The organism is Streptomyces sp. BBFR102, from assembly GCF_051397025.1.
Lineage (GTDB): Bacteria > Actinomycetota > Actinomycetes > Streptomycetales > Streptomycetaceae > Streptomyces.
In genome coordinates this window covers 764,315-778,729 of record NZ_CP195757.1, presented here as the reverse complement: position 1 = coordinate 778,729, position 14,415 = coordinate 764,315, and the positions used below count along the sequence as shown (strand labels likewise).

Sequence of the window (14,415 nt, the reverse complement as noted above, 5' to 3'; positions counted from 1 at the left end):
GACTTCGAACCGATGACCGCCGAGACCCCCTCGCCCGAGGGAATCCGCACCTACAAGGGCGAAGAGCGCGCCCTGCGGGCCGACCGCCTGGGTACCACCGGGCTCCTGCTGTCCGTCCTCGCCGCCAGCGCCCCCCTCATGGTCGTCGCTGGTGTCATGCCCACGACATTCGGCGTCATGGGGATCACCGGGCAGCCCCTGCTCTTCGTGATCCTCGGCGTCGTCCTCGCCCTCTTCTCCCTGGGCTACGCCGAGATGAGCCGCCACGTCCACAACGCCGGCGCCTTCTACGCGTACATCTCGCGCGGGCTCGGCGGGACGGCCGGCGCCGGGGCGTCGCTGGTCGCGCTCGTGGCGTACAGCGCGATGCAGGTCGGCATCTACGGAATCTTCGGCTTCGAGGTGTCGGTGATCTGCTCGACCTACCTCGGGCTGGACATCGCCTGGTGGATCTTCTCCCTCGTCTCGGTGGCCGCCGTCGCCGTCCTCGCCTGGCTGAAGATCGACCTCAACGCCCGCGTCCTCGGCGTGCTGCTGCTGATCGAGTGCGTCCTCGTCGTCATCTTCGACGTCGCCGCCATCGCCGACCCCGGCCCCGAGGGCCTGTCGCTGCTCGCCTTCGACCCGAACACCCTCACCGGCGCCGGGCTCGGCACGGCGCTCTGCTTCTGCATCGCGGCCTTCGTCGGCTTCGAGCAGGCCCCCGTCTACGCCGAGGAGACCCGGCGCCCGCACGTCGTCGTGGCCCGCGTGATGTTCCTCGCCGTCGGCTTCGTCGCGCTCTTCTTCATGATCAGCTCCTGGGCGCTCACCGTGGCCTCCGGCCCCTCCGGGATCGTCGGCGACGCCCGCGAGCAGAGCGCGGGGCTCCTCTTCCACCTCACCGAGTCACGGCTCGGCACCACCTTCACCGACGTACTGCACATCCTCTTCGTCACCGGCATGTTCGCGGCGATGCTCAGCTTCCACAACGTCGTCGCCCGCTACGCCTTCGCCATGGGCCGCGAGGGCCTGCTGCCCGCCGCCTTCGGCCGCACCAACCCCGGCAGTGGCGCCCCCGGCACCGGCTCGCTCCTGCAGACCGGCGTCTCGGTCGTCCTCGTCGCCGCCTTCGCCCTCACCGACGGCAACCCGGTCGGCGACCCGACCGCGCCCGTCCTGAGGATGTTCACCTGGATGGGCAACGTCGGCGCGCTCGGCATCATCGTCCTGATGGCGTCCGCCTCGCTCGCCGTCATCGTCTTCTTCGCCCGCCGGGGCGCCGCCCGCGCCCAGCTCTGGCGGCTGCTCGCCTCCGGCATCGCCGGACTGGCCCTGCTGGCCATCGCCGGATACACCGTCAAGGACTTCTCCGTGCTGGTCGGCGCCGAGTCCGGGTCGGCGCTCAGCTGGGTGCTGCCCGGCGTGATCGCCCTCGCCGCCCTCGCCGGGATCGGCTACGGCCTGATCCTCAAGCACACCCGCCCCGAGGTGCACGCCCGCATCGGCCAGGGCAATGAGGCGTTCCAACTGGAGAAGGCGGCGGACGGGGCCGGTCGGGCGGCCGCGGACCGCACCACCACCACCGGCTGACCCGCCCCGCCGGAACGCCGCAGGGGCGGGGCACACGGTAGGAACCGTGCGCCCCGCCCCTGCGGCGTACTGCGGTGCCACCGCCAGGCGCTACAGCACCAGCGAGAGCAGCAGGACGAAGACGAGCGAGACGACGGAGATGATCGTCTCCATCACCGACCAGGTCTTGATCGTCTGGCCGACGTTCAGCCCGAAGTACTCCTTGACCAGCCAGAACCCGGCGTCGTTGACGTGGCTGAAGAAGAGCGAGCCCGCGCCGATCGCCAGTACCAGCAGCGCCGTGTGCGAGGCGGACATGTCGGCCGCCAGCGGGGCCACCAGACCGGCCGCCGAGATGGTCGCCACCGTCGCCGAACCGGTCGCCAGCCGGATCGCCACCGCGATCAACCAGGCGAGCAGCAGGGTCGGAATGGCCCAGTTCTCGGAGAAGTCCAGGATCATCCGGCCGATGCCGACGTCGATCAGGGTCTGCTTGAAACCACCACCGGCGCCGACGATCAGCAGCACGCCCGCGATCGGGGCGAGCGACTTCTCCACCGTGGTGGAGAGGCGGCCCTTGGTGAACCCGGCGGCCCGGCCGAGGGTGAACATGCCCACGATCACCGCGGCGAGCAGCGCGATCATCGGCGAGCCGATGACGTCGAAGACCCGCTGGACGCCCGCCTCGGGGTCGTCCACCACGATGTCGACCAGCGCCTTGGCGAGCATCAGCACCACCGGCAGCAGCACGGTGGCCAGCGTCGCGCCGAAGCTCGGCCGGCGGTCGGTCTCCTCGGTGGCACGCTGCGGGATCATCTTCTCGGGCGCGGCCACGTCCACCCAGCGGGCGGCGTACTTGCCGAAGACGGGGCCGGCGATGATCACCGTGGGTATCGCCACCACGACGCCGAGCGCCAGGGTGATGCCGAGGTTGGCGCCGACCGCGTCGATGGCGACGAGCGGGCCGGGGTGCGGCGGGATCAGGCCGTGCATGACCGACAGGCCGGCCAGGGCCGGGACGCCGATCTTCATCAGCGAGTAGTTGCCGCGCTTGGCCACCATCAGGACCACCGGGATCAGCAGCACGATGCCGACCTCGAAGAAGAGCGGCAGGCCGATGACGGAGGCGATGAGCACCATCGCCCACGGCATCGCCCGGCCGCCGGCCTTGGCGAGGATCGTGTCGACGATCTGGTCGGCGCCGCCCGAGTCGGCGAGGAGTTTGCCGAGGATCGCACCGAGGGCGATCAGCACACCCACGCCTGCCACGGTCGATCCGAGTCCGGCGGTGAAGCTGGTGATGGCCTTGTCCAGCGACGCCCCGGCGAAGGCGCCGAGTGCCAGCGAACCGATGGTCAGTGCCAGGAAGGCATGGACCTTGAACTTCGTGATGAGCAGGACGATGACGGCGATGCCGGCGAGAACGGCGATCCCCAGCTGGGCGTTGCCCGCGGAGGTGATCGGTTCCGCCGCGTCCGCTGCCAGCATCTCGACGCTGAGACGGGTCACGGGATTCTTCCCTCGTGTGGAGAGTGAGTGGGGAGGGGGCGAGCGGGGTGGACGCCCGCGCGGCCCCCGGTGGTGCGGGGCCCGGGCCGGTCAGGCCGGCTCGGCCCGGCCCTGGTCGTAGGCGGCCAGCGCCTCGCAGGCACGGTCGGCGATCTCCTCCGGCGTGCCCGACACGTCGACGGCGACCCCGGCCTCGTCCGCCCGGAGCGGCTGGAGCGTCGCGAACTGCGAGTCGAGCAGGGCTGTCGGCATGAAGTGCCCCTTGCGGTCGGCCATCCGCTGCTCGACCAGCTCCCGGCCCCCGGTGAGGTGGACGAAGACCACGCCCGGCCCGGAGGCGCGCAGCCGGTCCCGGTAGGAGCGCTTGAGGGCGGAGCTGCTGACGACCCCGCCCAGCTCGGCCCGGCTGTGGGCCCAGGCGCCGATGGCGTCCAGCCACGGCCAGCGGTCGTCGTCGTCCAGCGGCGTGCCGGCCGACATCTTGGCGATGTTCGCCGGGGGGTGGAAGTCGTCGCCCTCGGCGTAGGGGACGCCGAGCCGTTCGGCGAGCAGGGGACCGATCGTGGTCTTGCCGGTTCCTGCGACGCCCATGACCACGACGACGTGGGGGGTGTTCATTGCTGCCTCGCTCGCTGTCCTCTTCGACATCGTTCGCCTGCCGGACCCCGTAGGGTCACGACACTGAAACCCATTAGGTACGACTAATTCAAGAGACTGTGACGCAAAAGTCTGACTTTTTGTTCTCGATGGCGGCCTCGTAGGCTGATCGACATGACGACACAGGGCGGGGGGCTCCACGCGAGGGTGCTCGACAGGCTCGGCCCCGCGATCACCGAGGGCCAGTACCCGGCGGGCAGCGTGCTGCGCACGGACGAGCTGGCCCAGCGGTACGAGGTCTCCCGCTCGGTCATGCGTGAGGCCGTCCGCGTCCTGGAATCCATGCACCTGGTCGCCTCCCGGCGCCGGGTCGGCGTCACCGTGCTCCCCGCCGAGGAGTGGAACGTCTACGACCCGCAGGTCATCCGCTGGCGACTGGCCGGCGCCGACCGGTCCCGCCAGCTCCGCTCACTGACCGTGCTCCGCTCCGCCGTCGAGCCGGCCGCCGCCGGGCTCGCCGCCCGCAACGCGACCTCGGCGCAGTGCGCCGAGCTGACCGAGAACGCCCTCGGCATGGTCGCCCACTCCCGGGGCCACCGGCTGGAGGGGTACCTGCGCCACGACATCGCCTTCCACCGCGTCGTGCTGCGCGCCTCGGGCAACGAGATGTTCGCCCGCCTCGGCGACGTGGTCGCCGAGGTCCTCTCCGGCCGCACCCACCACCAGGTGATGTTCCACGACCCGGACCCGGCCGCCGTCACCCTCCACGTCCGCCTTGCCGAGGCCGTCCGCGAACACGACGCCGACCGCGCCGAGGCCCTCACCCGGGAGATCACCGTCGGCGCCCTCCAGGAACTCGACATCCTGGACCCGCCCCCGGCACCCGCCGGGTGCTGAGAGCGGGGCCGCCCGGCCGGTCCCGTCAGTCCCGGACGTCCCCGTCCACGTACAGCCACGCGCCGGACCCCTCGGCCCGGGTGAAGCGGCTGTGCTCCGCCATCACCCCGGACTCGCCGCCGGCCCTGTAGTGGGCGCGGAAGGTCACCGTCCCCGTGGCGTGGAACGCGCTGCCCTGTGCGGTGCCGGTGATCTCCAGCCCCGTCCACCGCGTCCCGTCGTCCAGGTCCAGTGCGGCGGGGCGGGTGCGCGGGTGCCAGGTGCGCAGCAGGTAGGCGGCGTCGCGGACGGCGAAGGCCGCGTACCGCGAGCGCATCAGCTGCTCCGCCGTCGCCGCCTCGGCGCTCCCCGCGTGAAGACGCCCGCAGCACTCGCCGTACGGACGCCCGGTGCCGCACGGGCAGGGGCCGGCGGACGCCGCCTCGTCGGCGGTGCGGCGGGGAGCGGCGGAGCGGGTGCGGGCGCGACGTGACATGGCCCCATTCTCCACGGCCTCGTCCCCCGGTCGGCGCAGACCGCCGGGCCGCCCGGCGCCCCGGGTGGTCTCATCGCGGGGTACGGACCCCGCGCCGAAGGAGATCGCCGTGACCCACGAAGCCCCCCGGGTGCGCCGGGTGTACGAGCCCGCCGGGCCCTCGGACGGCACTCGCGTCCTCGTCGACCGGCTCTGGCCCCGGGGCGTCTCCAAGGAGCGCGCCGCCGTCGACGTGTGGCTGAAGGACGTCACGCCCTCCACCGAGCTGCGCGACTGGTACCACCAGGACCCGGACAACCGGTACGACGGCTTCACCGAGCGGTATCGCACCGAGCTGGGTGACCCGGCCCACACGGCGGCGGTCGGCGAACTCCTCGACCTGATGGACCAGGGCACCGTGACGCTGGTCACCGCCGTCAAGGAGATCGACCGCAGCCAGGTCCCGGTCCTCGTCGACCACTTGCGCCACCGGTCCGGAAAACACGAGAACCCCAGCTGAGCTGGGGTTCTCTCTGGTGTCCGAGGGGGGACTTGAACCCCCACGCCCGATAAAGGGCACTAGCACCTCAAGCTAGCGCGTCTGCCATTCCGCCACCCGGACAAGGTGTCTGTCGTCCGCCGGGACCTCCCTGCGGCGACGTGGAAAACCATAGCAAACATCTGGGGGTCCTCGATCACCCCCGGGTTCCGCCCGGAGTGGACCGGCCCGAGGGAGGGGCGCCGGGTGTGACGGGCATGTGTCGGCCGGAACCCGGTCTTGGGCGCGAGGCCCGCCCGGGGCGAGGATGAGAGGACCCAACACGGCGACAAGCCAAGGAGCAGCGTGATCGAGTCGAAGACGGACCAGGGGACCGGGAGCCTTCGCGGTGAGGACGAGGTGGTCGACCTCTGCCGCGACCTCATCCGGATCGACACCAGCAACTACGGCGACCACTCCGGCCCCGGGGAGCGGCGGGCCGCCGAGTACGTCGCGGAGAAGCTCGCGGAGGTCGGGCTCGAACCGGAGATCTTCGAGTCCCACCCGGGCCGCGCCTCCACCGTGGTCCGCGTCGAGGGTGAGGACCGCTCTCGCCCCGGCCTGCTCATCCACGGCCACACCGACGTGGTGCCGGCCAACGCGGCGGACTGGACCCACGACCCGTTCTCCGGGGAGGTCGCCGACGGCTGCGTCTGGGGCCGCGGCGCCGTCGACATGAAGGACATGGACGCGATGACCCTCGCGGTCGTCCGTGACCGGATGCGTTCGGGCCGCAAGCCCCCTCGCGACCTCGTCCTCGCCTTCCTCGCCGACGAGGAGGCCGGCGGCACCTGGGGCGCCCGGCACCTCGTCGACAACCACCCCGGCCTCTTCGAAGGAGTCACCGAGGCCATCGGAGAGGTCGGCGGCTTCTCCTTCACCGTCAACGAGAAGCTCCGCCTCTACCTCGTGGAGACCGCCCAGAAGGGCATGCACTGGATGAAGCTGACCGTGGACGGCACCGCCGGGCACGGCTCGATGATCCACCGCGACAACGCCATCACCGAACTCTCCGAGGCCGTCGGGCGGCTGGGCCGTCACGAGTTCCCCATCCGCGTCACCAAGACCCTGCGGCACTTCCTCGACGAGCTCTCGGACGCGCTCGGCACCGAACTCGACCCCGAGAACATGGACGAGACGCTCGCCAAGCTCGGCGGCATCGCCAAGCTCATCGGCGCCTCCCTGAAGAACACCGCCAACCCCACCCAGCTCGGCGCCGGCTACAAGGTCAACGTCATCCCCGGCCAGGCCACCGCCCACGTCGACGGACGCTTCCTGCCCGGGTACGAGGAGGAGTTCCTCGCCGACCTCGACCGCATCCTCGGGCCGCGGGTGCGCCGCGAGGACGTGCACGCGGACAAGGCGCTGGAGACCACCTTCGACGGCGCCCTGGTCGACGCCATGCAGACGGCGCTCTCCGCCGAGGACCCCATCGCCCGCGCCGTGCCCTACATGCTCTCCGCCGGCACCGACGCCAAGTCCTTCGACGACCTCGGCATCCGCTGCTTCGGCTTCTCGCCGCTCCAGCTCCCGCCGGAGCTCGACTTCGCCGGGATGTTCCACGGCGTGGACGAACGGGTCCCGGTCGACGGACTGAAGTTCGGCGTGCGGGTACTCGACCGGTTCCTCGACGCCTCCTGACGCTCCATCGGGTGAGCTTGGCGCCGGCCGCCCGTTGGTCCGGTTGCCGCAGCCGGGGCGCGGGCAGTCTCTCCCGCGTCGCGCCCCGGCCGACCAGGCCGCGCCGTAATCGGCCGGACGTACGCCTGTGACCGGGAAGAGTGAACGTCGGATTCCGCGCGTACCCCCTCCCTGGGTCCTTCGTTACACGTGGTGCGGTCCGCGGCTGGGATCGCATTGCCAACAAGGAGGAATCATGATCAAGAAGGTCGTCGCCGCTGCGGCAGCCACGGGTGGCCTCGTTCTCGCCGGTGCGGGCATGGCCGTCGCCGACGCCGGTGCCCAGGGTGCCGCTGTCGGTTCCCCCGGCGTTCTGTCCGGCAACGTGGTCCAGGTTCCGGTCCACGTCCCGGTGAACGTCTGCGGCAACACCGTCTCCGTGATCGGTCTGCTGAACCCCGCCTTCGGCAACACCTGCGTCAACGCCTGACGTTGCGCCTCGCCCCGCCTCACGCGGGGCTGAAGTCCGCCGGCCTCGGAGCGCGCGCCATGCGCTCCGAGGCCGTCGGCATCTATGGGCGTCACCCGCTCGGGTGGCGCACACTCCGGAAGGTCGAAGGCAGGGAACAACCTATGCGACAGGTCATGCGCAAGGGCCTGATCACGGTGGCCGCGGCCACCGGCGTCATCGCCGTCACCGGCGGTTACGCACAAGCCGACGCGGGCGCGGGCAGCGCCGCCACCAACTCGCCGGGCGTGCTCTCCGGCAACTCCGTCTCCGTCCCGATCGACGTGCCGGTCAACGCCTGCGGCAACAGTGTGGACGTGGTGGGTGTCCTCAACCCCGCGTTCGGCAACAGCTGCGCGAACAGCGGGGGAAGCCAGGCCGGGCCCGCGGAGCACGCGGCCCACTCGGCGGACGACTCCGCCCGGACCGCCGACACCGGCGGCTCCTCCTCGGGCGCGGGCGCCGAGGCCGTCGCCGCCGGCTCGCCGGGGTTCCTCTCCGGCAACGTCGTCCAGGCGCCGGTCGACGTGCCGGTGAACGTCTGCGGCAACACCGTCTCCGTGGTCGGGCTGCTGAACCCCGCCTCCGGCAACACCTGCGTCAACGCGGCGCCGGAGCCGAAGAAGCCCCCGGTCACCCCGGAGAAGCCGGTGGAGCCGCCGGTCACCCCGGAGAAGCCGGTGGAGCCGCCGGTCACCCCGGAGAAGCCCGTGGAGCCCCCGGTCACCCCGGAGAAGCCGCCGGTCACCCCGGGGGCCCCCGAGGAGCTGGCCGTCACCGGCAGCTCCGTGCCCCTCGGCCTCGGCGGGGCCGCCGCCGGCGGGCTGCTGCTCGGCGGGGCGATCCTCTACCGCAAGGCACGCCAGGCCGCCTGACCCGGGCCGGGTACCCACCCGGCCGGTGCCAGGAAGGCCCGGCACACGACGGAGGGCGGCGACCGCGTGTCGCCGCCCTTCGGTGTGCCCGGGCTCATCCGCCGCTCACCAGGTGGCCCGCAGCTGGCGGATGATCCGCCGCCGCAGCCGCACCCTGCGGCTGCCGTCCGGGAGCAGCACCAGCCGGTCCAGCTCCCAGTGGCCGTACTCCGCGTGGTCGGTGAGCAGGCGGGTCGTATCGGTGCGAGTGATCCCTCGCGGGACATACACGTCAGTGAATTCGTATTCCGGCATCGCATCTATTGTGCGGGAGCGGCCCCGGTACGGATAGCGTCAGCACCATGTCTGATGCTGAGCAGCCCACGGCTGCCGAGGTACGGGCCGCCGCCGAGGCGGTCAAGACCGCGCTCGACCGCCACCTGGCCGCGGTCGAGCGCAGGGCCGGTGAGGACGATCCGGCCGTCCACGCCGCCTTCAACGACCTGGCCGCCGCCGCCGAGGAGTACGACGAACTGCTCTACGAGCGCTACGACGAGGTCACCCCCTTCGACATCCCCGATGCCGAGGAGGCCCTGCCGCCGTACGCCGGGCCCGACCAGCCCAGTGCCCTGAGCGTCCTCATCCGCCGCGACTACGCGGTCGCCGAACCCCGGCGGCTGCTCTCCCAGGCGCAGCGCATCGCCGACCACGACCGGGGCGGGGCCGCCGCTCCGCCCGGCTCCGGAGCGGGCACCCAGGGCGTGGTCGGCGACAGTGTGCACGCCGCCCTGGGCGTCCTGTTCGGCGAGTACGAGGCGGACGAGGTCGCGTCCCGGTACAAGGAGTTCGGGCTGGAGGAGGGGGACTCCACCCTGTGGGTGGTGGCCGCCGAGGAGCCCGCCGAGCCCGGGGAGTGGCTCGACGCCCCGTTCGAGGACGCCGATCCCGAACTGGTCGTCTGCCGTTTCGACATGAGTGCCGTCTTCGACGACGATCCGGACGACTCGGACGACGGGGAGCTCGACGATGTCATGGACATCGACGAGGACGCCGCCGAGGGGCTGGGTGGGTACCAGGAGCGGCGGGGGCGGATCTGACGCACCGTCGGCGGGGCCGGGCCCGGTGGGCTCGGCCCCCTTCGCGTCCCCGCTCGGGCCGCGGCCGTCGGCCGGGCTCGGCGGCGGCCGGGTTCGAACGGCGCGGGCCGGACCTCGTCGGGTCGGATCGAGCCTTGTTCCGGTCCGAGTCCGCTGGACCCAGGTCCTGTGGACCGGGCCCGGTCCCGGTCGGCCGGACCCGGGTCCTGGGCTGGACGGCGGTGCTTGCCGGTCAGGCTGTGACCGGTGTCGGGAGCTGGGGCCTGAGCAGCAGGGGGAGGCGGGTGGTGCGGGGCTTGGAGGGGCGGTCCGCGACGGCGGTGGACAGAGCGGGGCCTACTCCCTGGACGACCGAGAGGTGGCGTCCGGCGCGGGCGAAGGCGGTGTAGACCCAGTCGCGGGTCAGGCTCGCTCCCGCGTCGCCCGGGACGACCACGACGACGGCGGGGGCGCGCAGGGCCACCCCCTGGTGGGCGGTGACCGCCCAGCCGTGGCGGAGCGTGCCCGCCACCCGGTCGCGGGCGACCAGGACCTCGCCGCCCGCGCAGCGCAGCCGCAGGCCCTCCTGCTCGGCGCCGACGACCTGGCCCAGCTCGGTACGGCCCGGCGCGGGGCTGTACGCGACCCGGTCGCCGGGGTCGAAACCGGCGAAGCGGCCGGGGCCCGGGTTGCACTTCTCCTTCAGGGCGGCGTTCAGTACGCGGGTGCCCGCCGCCCCGCCGTGGCCCGGCGTCACGACCAGCGTCTGCTCCGGGGGCACCTGGAAGGCGCGCGGCACGGACTCCGTGACCAGCTGCACCGTGCGGTGCACGGCCTCGGCAGGGTCGCGCACCGGCACGATCGCCACCTCGTGACCGGGAGCGTCCACCGCCGCCAGCTCGCCGGCGCCCACGCCCGAGACCAGCTCGCCCACCGGGCCCGGGTCCGGGGTGCGGGAGACGACGACGGGGCAGGCGCGGGCGGCCAGCAGGTCGCCGAAGACCCGGCCCGGACCGGCCGACCCCAGGACTGCCGGGTCGCCGCTGAGCACCAGCCGTGCCCCGTCGGGCAGCGCCTCGACCAGCGCCGCCGCGCTCTCCACGTCCAGCTGCGGGGCGTCCAGGACGACCAGCAGGTCCAGAGCGAGTGAGCCCTCCGCGTCCCGCCCGGGGCCCTCGGCGCCGGAGAGCAGCCCCGCCACGGTGGCCGCGCCGACCTCGGCGCCGGAGAGCGCCGCCGAGAGCCGGGCCCGGCTGTCCGGGCCGTGTGCCGCACCCCAGGCCCGCAGCCCGAGGGAGGCCGCGGCGGTGAGCAGCGCGGCCGGCTCGGCGCGCGCCGCCTCGCCGCCCGAGTGCAGGACGAGGCCGTGCCCGGCGGCGGCCCGGATCAGCTCTGCCGCCGACCCGCGCCCCTCGCCGTCGGCGCCCTGCCACGGCGCGGGGCCGGGCCCGGCCGCCGGGCGGGTGTTCACCAGCCCGGCCAGGCCGTCGGCGAGGCTCTCCTCGGCCAGGGCGTACCGCTCCAGGCCGATCAGCACCCGCACCGGGGGTGCGGCCGGTTCCGCCGCCTCGTCGGCGCCGGGCCCGGCCGCCGGGGCCTGGTCTCCCGGCGCGCCGCCGTCCAGCGGGTCCTGGAAGACCAGGACGTCGCCCTCGGCGACCGCGTCCCGCAGGGCGGCCTCCGGGTCCGGGACGGCGCGCTGGGCCAGCGCCGCGCGCAGGGCGCCGGCCTCCAGGGCGGTGTGCCCGGCGAGGGCGGCCTGCTCCAGGAGCCAGCCGGTGACCGCCCGGCCGCGCCGCGCGTCGTCCGGCCTCGCCCCGGCGCCGAGCAGGGCGCGGGCGAACCCGTCGGCCTGCTCGGGGCGTACTCCCCGGGCGCTCAGCAGCCGCCACGGGTCCTCGCGCAGCACCTCGGCGGCGCCGTCCCCGAGGGCCTCGGCGGCGGCGGGGGCGAGGGCGGCCGGAGCGCCGCCGTCGGCGAGCACCGCCGCTACCTCGTCCACGGCCCGGTCGGAGGGCCCGGCCGGAGCGGCGGGTACGGGCGCGGGGCGGGCGGGCTCCGGGGCGGGTCTGCGCGGCGCGGCCGGGGCCGTCTCGGGGACGAAGACGATGGGTGTGGCCCCGCCCTCCACCGCCTTGACGGCCGCCAGCAGGTCGGCGGCGATCCCCTGGAGCTTGCCGCCCGCCTCGACCGGCACCTCGCGCCCGGCCTTGCGCTCCTCGATGCGCCGCCGCAGCTCGCGCTGGGCCGCCAGCTCGGCCTCCGCCGCGGAGGGCGCGGGGGCGGCCGCTTCCCCGCCCCCGGCGGGGACCTCGCCGCCGTCCTGGCCGGCGTCGGCTGCCCCGCCTTCGCCCTGTACGGCGGCGGCGAGGGCCTCGCCCTCGCCGGGGCCCCCGACCGGCGCCTCCTCGGGGCGGTGTTCCGGGGGCGGGGCGTCCTCGTGGGCCGCCGCCTGGGGGGCGGGCGCGTCCTCGTCGGTGGGCGCGGCGGCGGGGTCCGTACTCACAGCGTGCTCCAGTCCTGGTCGGGATAGCGGTGCACGGGCGCCGACACGTCGTCGAGCGCCTGGCAGATCTCGTCGGGAAGCGTAAGGGCTTCCGCCGACAGTGCCGCCGTGAGCTGCTCGGCGGTGCGCGGCCCGATGACGGGGGCGCAGACGCCGGGCCGGTCGCGGACCCAGGCCAGTGCCACCTGGAGCGGGGTGGCGGCCAGGCCGTCGGCGGCGGTGGTGAGGGCGTCGACGACGCGGTCGCCGGCGTCGTCCAGGTAGGGGGCGACGAACCCGGCGAGCTGTTCGCAGGCGCCGCGCGAGCCCGGCGGGCCCGGGGGAGCGGCGTGGCGGTACTTGCCGGTGAGGACGCCCCGGCCGAGCGGCGAGGAGGGCAGCAGACCGACGCCGAGGTCGAGGGCGGCGGGCAGCACCTCGCGCTCCACACCGCGCTGGAGCAGCGAGTACTCCATCTGCGTGCTGGCGAGTCTGGTGCGCCCGGCGGGGAGCGCCAGCTGCCAGGTGGCGGCCTTGGCCAGTTGCCAGCCGGAGAAGTTGGAGACCCCCGCGTACCGCGCCCGGCCGGAGGTGACCGCGATGTCGAGCGCCTGGAGGGTCTCCTCCAGCGGGGTCAGCGGGTCGAAGGCGTGCACCTGCCACAGGTCGACGTGGTCGGTGCCCAGCCGGTGCAGGGAGGCGTCGAGAGCGCCGAGCAGGTGGCCGCGCGAGCCGTCGAACCGCCGCTCGGGGTCCGGGACGCTGCCCGCCTTGGTGGCGATGACCAGGTCCTCGCGGGGGACCAGCCGGTCCACGATCCGGCCGAGAAGGTACTCCGCCTCCCCGTCCGCGTACACGTCGGCGGTGTCGACGAGGGAACCGCCCGCCTCCCAGAAGGTCTTCACCAGGTCGGCGGCGTCGTGCTCGCCGGTACCCCGGCCCCAGGTCAGGGTGCCCAGGCCGATCCGGGACACGCGCAGGCCGGTGCGGCCCAGATGCCTCTGCTCCATGGTCGCCGAGAGTACTGCCGTGCCTCTGTCCGTGGTGGCCCGCGGTCGACCACGGCGGCACGGCGCGCCGCGCCGCCGCCACGTGACAGGGGCGACGTGCCCAGGCATACCGTCCGGACGGGTGGGAGCGCTACAGTCCCCGGAACGGTTACCGATGGGTAAGGGGATTTGCGCATGCAGCTCGGTATCAACCTCGGCTACTGGGGCGCCGGTATGGACGCGGACAACCTGGCGGTCGCCAAGGAGGCCGACCGGCTGGGCTACTCGGTCTGCTGGGCCGCGGAGGCGTACGGATCGGACAGTCCGACCGTCCTCGCCTGGGTCGCCGCCCAGACCGAGCGGATCGACATCGGCTCGGCGATCATGCAGATCCCGGCGCGCCAGCCCACCATGACCGCGATGACCGCCGCCACCCTCGACTCGCTCTCCGGCGGGCGCTTCCGCCTGGGCCTCGGCGTCTCGGGCCCGCAGGTCTCCGAGGGCTGGTACGGCGTCAAGTTCGACAAGCCGCTGGCGCGCACCCGCGAGTACGTCGAGATCGTCCGCAAGGCGATGAGCCGCGAGCGGGTCTCCTTCGAGGGCGACCACTGGACGCTGCCGCTGCCCGGCGGCCCCGGCAAGCCGCTGAAGCTCACCGTCCACCCCGAGCGCGAGCGCATCCCGCTCTACATCGCGGCGATCGGCCCGAAGAACCTGGAGCAGACCGGCGAGATCGCCGACGGAGCCCTGCTGATCTTCCCCGCCGCCGAGCACCTGGAGGAGACGGCCGTCCGCCATCTGCGCGCGGGCCGCGAGAAGGCCGGTCTCACCATGGAGGGCTTCGACGTCGTCCCGACCGTCCCGATCGCCGTCGGCGACGACGTCAACGGCCTCGCCGACCTCTTCCGCCCGTACACCGCGCTGTACGTCGGCGGCATGGGCAGCCGCAAGCAGAACTTCTACAACCAGCTCGCCGGGCGCATGGGGTACGAGAAGGAGGCCGCCGAGATCCAGGACAAGTACCTCTCCGGCGACAAGGACGGGGCCGCCGCGGCCGTCCCGCACCAGCTCATCGACTCCACCACGCTGCTTGGCGGCGTCGACCGGATCGCCGACCGCATGCAGGCGTACGCCGCCGCGGGCGTCACCACCCTGACGCTCTCCCCGGCCGGCTTCACCCTCGACGAGCGGCTCGCCGCGCTGCGCGCCGGCACCGAGGCGCTGGAGCGCGCGGGCCTCGCCTGACCCCTCCCGCCGTACGGCGAAGGCCCCGCCGGTACGCGAACCGGCGGGGCCTTCCAGGTCTGCGGCCGTGGTGGGGGCTCGGGGGTCTTCCC

The 14,415-nt window shown here is 73.7% G+C and carries 14 protein-coding genes and 1 tRNA gene; 8 read left to right on the top strand and 7 right to left on the bottom strand.

The genetic code is table 11. The features are described 5' to 3' along the window. The first annotated feature begins 12 nt into the window (after positions 1 to 12). The gene (locus tag ACSLIC_RS03580; protein WP_436736202.1) at positions 13 to 1,572 is read left to right on the top strand and encodes an APC family permease; all 1,560 of its coding nucleotides are present in this window, start codon (positions 13 to 15) and stop codon (positions 1,570 to 1,572) included. A 90-nt stretch (positions 1,573 to 1,662) separates the two neighbouring features. On the opposite strand, the gene ACSLIC_RS03575 is transcribed toward ACSLIC_RS03580, so the two are convergent. Then, the gene (locus ACSLIC_RS03575; protein ID WP_436736201.1) at positions 1,663 to 3,060 is read right to left on the bottom strand and encodes a gluconate:H+ symporter; all 1,398 of its coding nucleotides are present in this window, start codon (positions 3,058 to 3,060) and stop codon (positions 1,663 to 1,665) included. Positions 3,061 to 3,150: 90 nt separating this feature from the next. After that, entirely contained in the window at positions 3,151 to 3,678 is a 528-nt protein-coding gene (locus ACSLIC_RS03570; RefSeq protein WP_436736200.1) for a gluconokinase, read from the bottom strand. A gap of 153 nt (positions 3,679 to 3,831) precedes the next feature. Here ACSLIC_RS03570 and ACSLIC_RS03565 point away from each other — a divergent pair, with 153 nt between their 5' ends. After that, a complete protein-coding gene (locus ACSLIC_RS03565; protein ID WP_436736199.1) occupies positions 3,832 to 4,554 on the top strand; it encodes a FadR/GntR family transcriptional regulator in 723 nt (240 codons plus the stop codon). A 25-nt stretch (positions 4,555 to 4,579) separates the two neighbouring features. Here ACSLIC_RS03565 and ACSLIC_RS03560 read toward each other — a convergent pair whose 3' ends face one another. Continuing rightward, a complete protein-coding gene (locus tag ACSLIC_RS03560; RefSeq protein WP_436736198.1) occupies positions 4,580 to 5,029 on the bottom strand; it encodes a YchJ family protein in 450 nt (149 codons plus the stop codon). 109 nt (positions 5,030 to 5,138) lie between these two features. Here ACSLIC_RS03560 and ACSLIC_RS03555 point away from each other — a divergent pair, with 109 nt between their 5' ends. After that, entirely contained in the window at positions 5,139 to 5,528 is a 390-nt protein-coding gene (locus tag ACSLIC_RS03555) for a DUF488 domain-containing protein (RefSeq protein WP_436736197.1), read from the top strand. Between the two features lie 14 nt (positions 5,529 to 5,542). Here ACSLIC_RS03555 and ACSLIC_RS03550 read toward each other — a convergent pair. Further along, positions 5,543 to 5,630, bottom strand: a tRNA-Leu gene (locus ACSLIC_RS03550). Positions 5,631 to 5,852: 222 nt separating this feature from the next. On the opposite strand from ACSLIC_RS03550, the gene ACSLIC_RS03545 reads away from it, so the two are divergent. The 3 genes from ACSLIC_RS03545 to ACSLIC_RS03535 all read left to right on the top strand — a co-directional run bounded on the left by ACSLIC_RS03545 (position 5,853) and on the right by ACSLIC_RS03535 (position 8,549). Then, complete coding sequence (locus tag ACSLIC_RS03545) at positions 5,853 to 7,187, top strand: M20/M25/M40 family metallo-hydrolase (RefSeq protein ID WP_436736196.1); 1,335 nt, start codon at positions 5,853 to 5,855, stop codon at positions 7,185 to 7,187. 235 nt (positions 7,188 to 7,422) lie between these two features. Further along, positions 7,423 to 7,656: a chaplin ChpH gene (gene chpH, locus ACSLIC_RS03540; protein WP_030696532.1), complete on the top strand. Its 234-nt coding sequence runs from the start codon at positions 7,423 to 7,425 to the stop codon at positions 7,654 to 7,656. A 143-nt stretch (positions 7,657 to 7,799) separates the two neighbouring features. Next, the gene (locus tag ACSLIC_RS03535) at positions 7,800 to 8,549 is read left to right on the top strand and encodes a chaplin family protein (RefSeq protein WP_436736195.1); all 750 of its coding nucleotides are present in this window, start codon (positions 7,800 to 7,802) and stop codon (positions 8,547 to 8,549) included. A 105-nt stretch (positions 8,550 to 8,654) separates the two neighbouring features. On the opposite strand, the gene ACSLIC_RS03530 is transcribed toward ACSLIC_RS03535, so the two are convergent. Then, positions 8,655 to 8,843, bottom strand: coding sequence for a DUF5703 family protein (locus tag ACSLIC_RS03530; protein ID WP_003947232.1), 189 nt, complete (start codon positions 8,841 to 8,843; stop codon positions 8,655 to 8,657). A 47-nt stretch (positions 8,844 to 8,890) separates the two neighbouring features. Here ACSLIC_RS03530 and ACSLIC_RS03525 point away from each other — a divergent pair, with 47 nt between their 5' ends. Continuing rightward, on the top strand, positions 8,891 to 9,625 hold the full coding sequence (locus ACSLIC_RS03525; protein ID WP_436736194.1) for a hypothetical protein: 735 nt from the start codon (positions 8,891 to 8,893) through the stop codon (positions 9,623 to 9,625). 232 nt (positions 9,626 to 9,857) lie between these two features. Here the strand turns inward: ACSLIC_RS03525 and ACSLIC_RS03520 are convergent, their stop codons facing one another. Both ACSLIC_RS03520 and ACSLIC_RS03515 read right to left on the bottom strand, forming a co-directional pair. After that, positions 9,858 to 12,110 (bottom strand): helix-hairpin-helix domain-containing protein, encoded by a 2,253-nt coding sequence (locus ACSLIC_RS03520; protein ID WP_436736193.1) that lies wholly within the window; start codon positions 12,108 to 12,110, stop codon positions 9,858 to 9,860. After that, positions 12,107 to 13,099 carry an aldo/keto reductase gene (locus tag ACSLIC_RS03515; RefSeq protein WP_436736192.1) on the bottom strand — a complete coding sequence of 331 codons (993 nt, stop codon included), beginning with the start codon at positions 13,097 to 13,099 and terminating at the stop codon, positions 12,107 to 12,109. The genes ACSLIC_RS03520 and ACSLIC_RS03515 overlap by 4 nt, the downstream gene beginning before the upstream one ends. Before the next feature lie 174 nt (positions 13,100 to 13,273). Between ACSLIC_RS03515 and ACSLIC_RS03510 the strand changes: the two genes are divergently transcribed. Continuing rightward, complete coding sequence (locus ACSLIC_RS03510) at positions 13,274 to 14,323, top strand: LLM class F420-dependent oxidoreductase (protein ID WP_436736191.1); 1,050 nt, start codon at positions 13,274 to 13,276, stop codon at positions 14,321 to 14,323. The last annotated feature ends 92 nt before the right edge of the window (positions 14,324 to 14,415 follow it).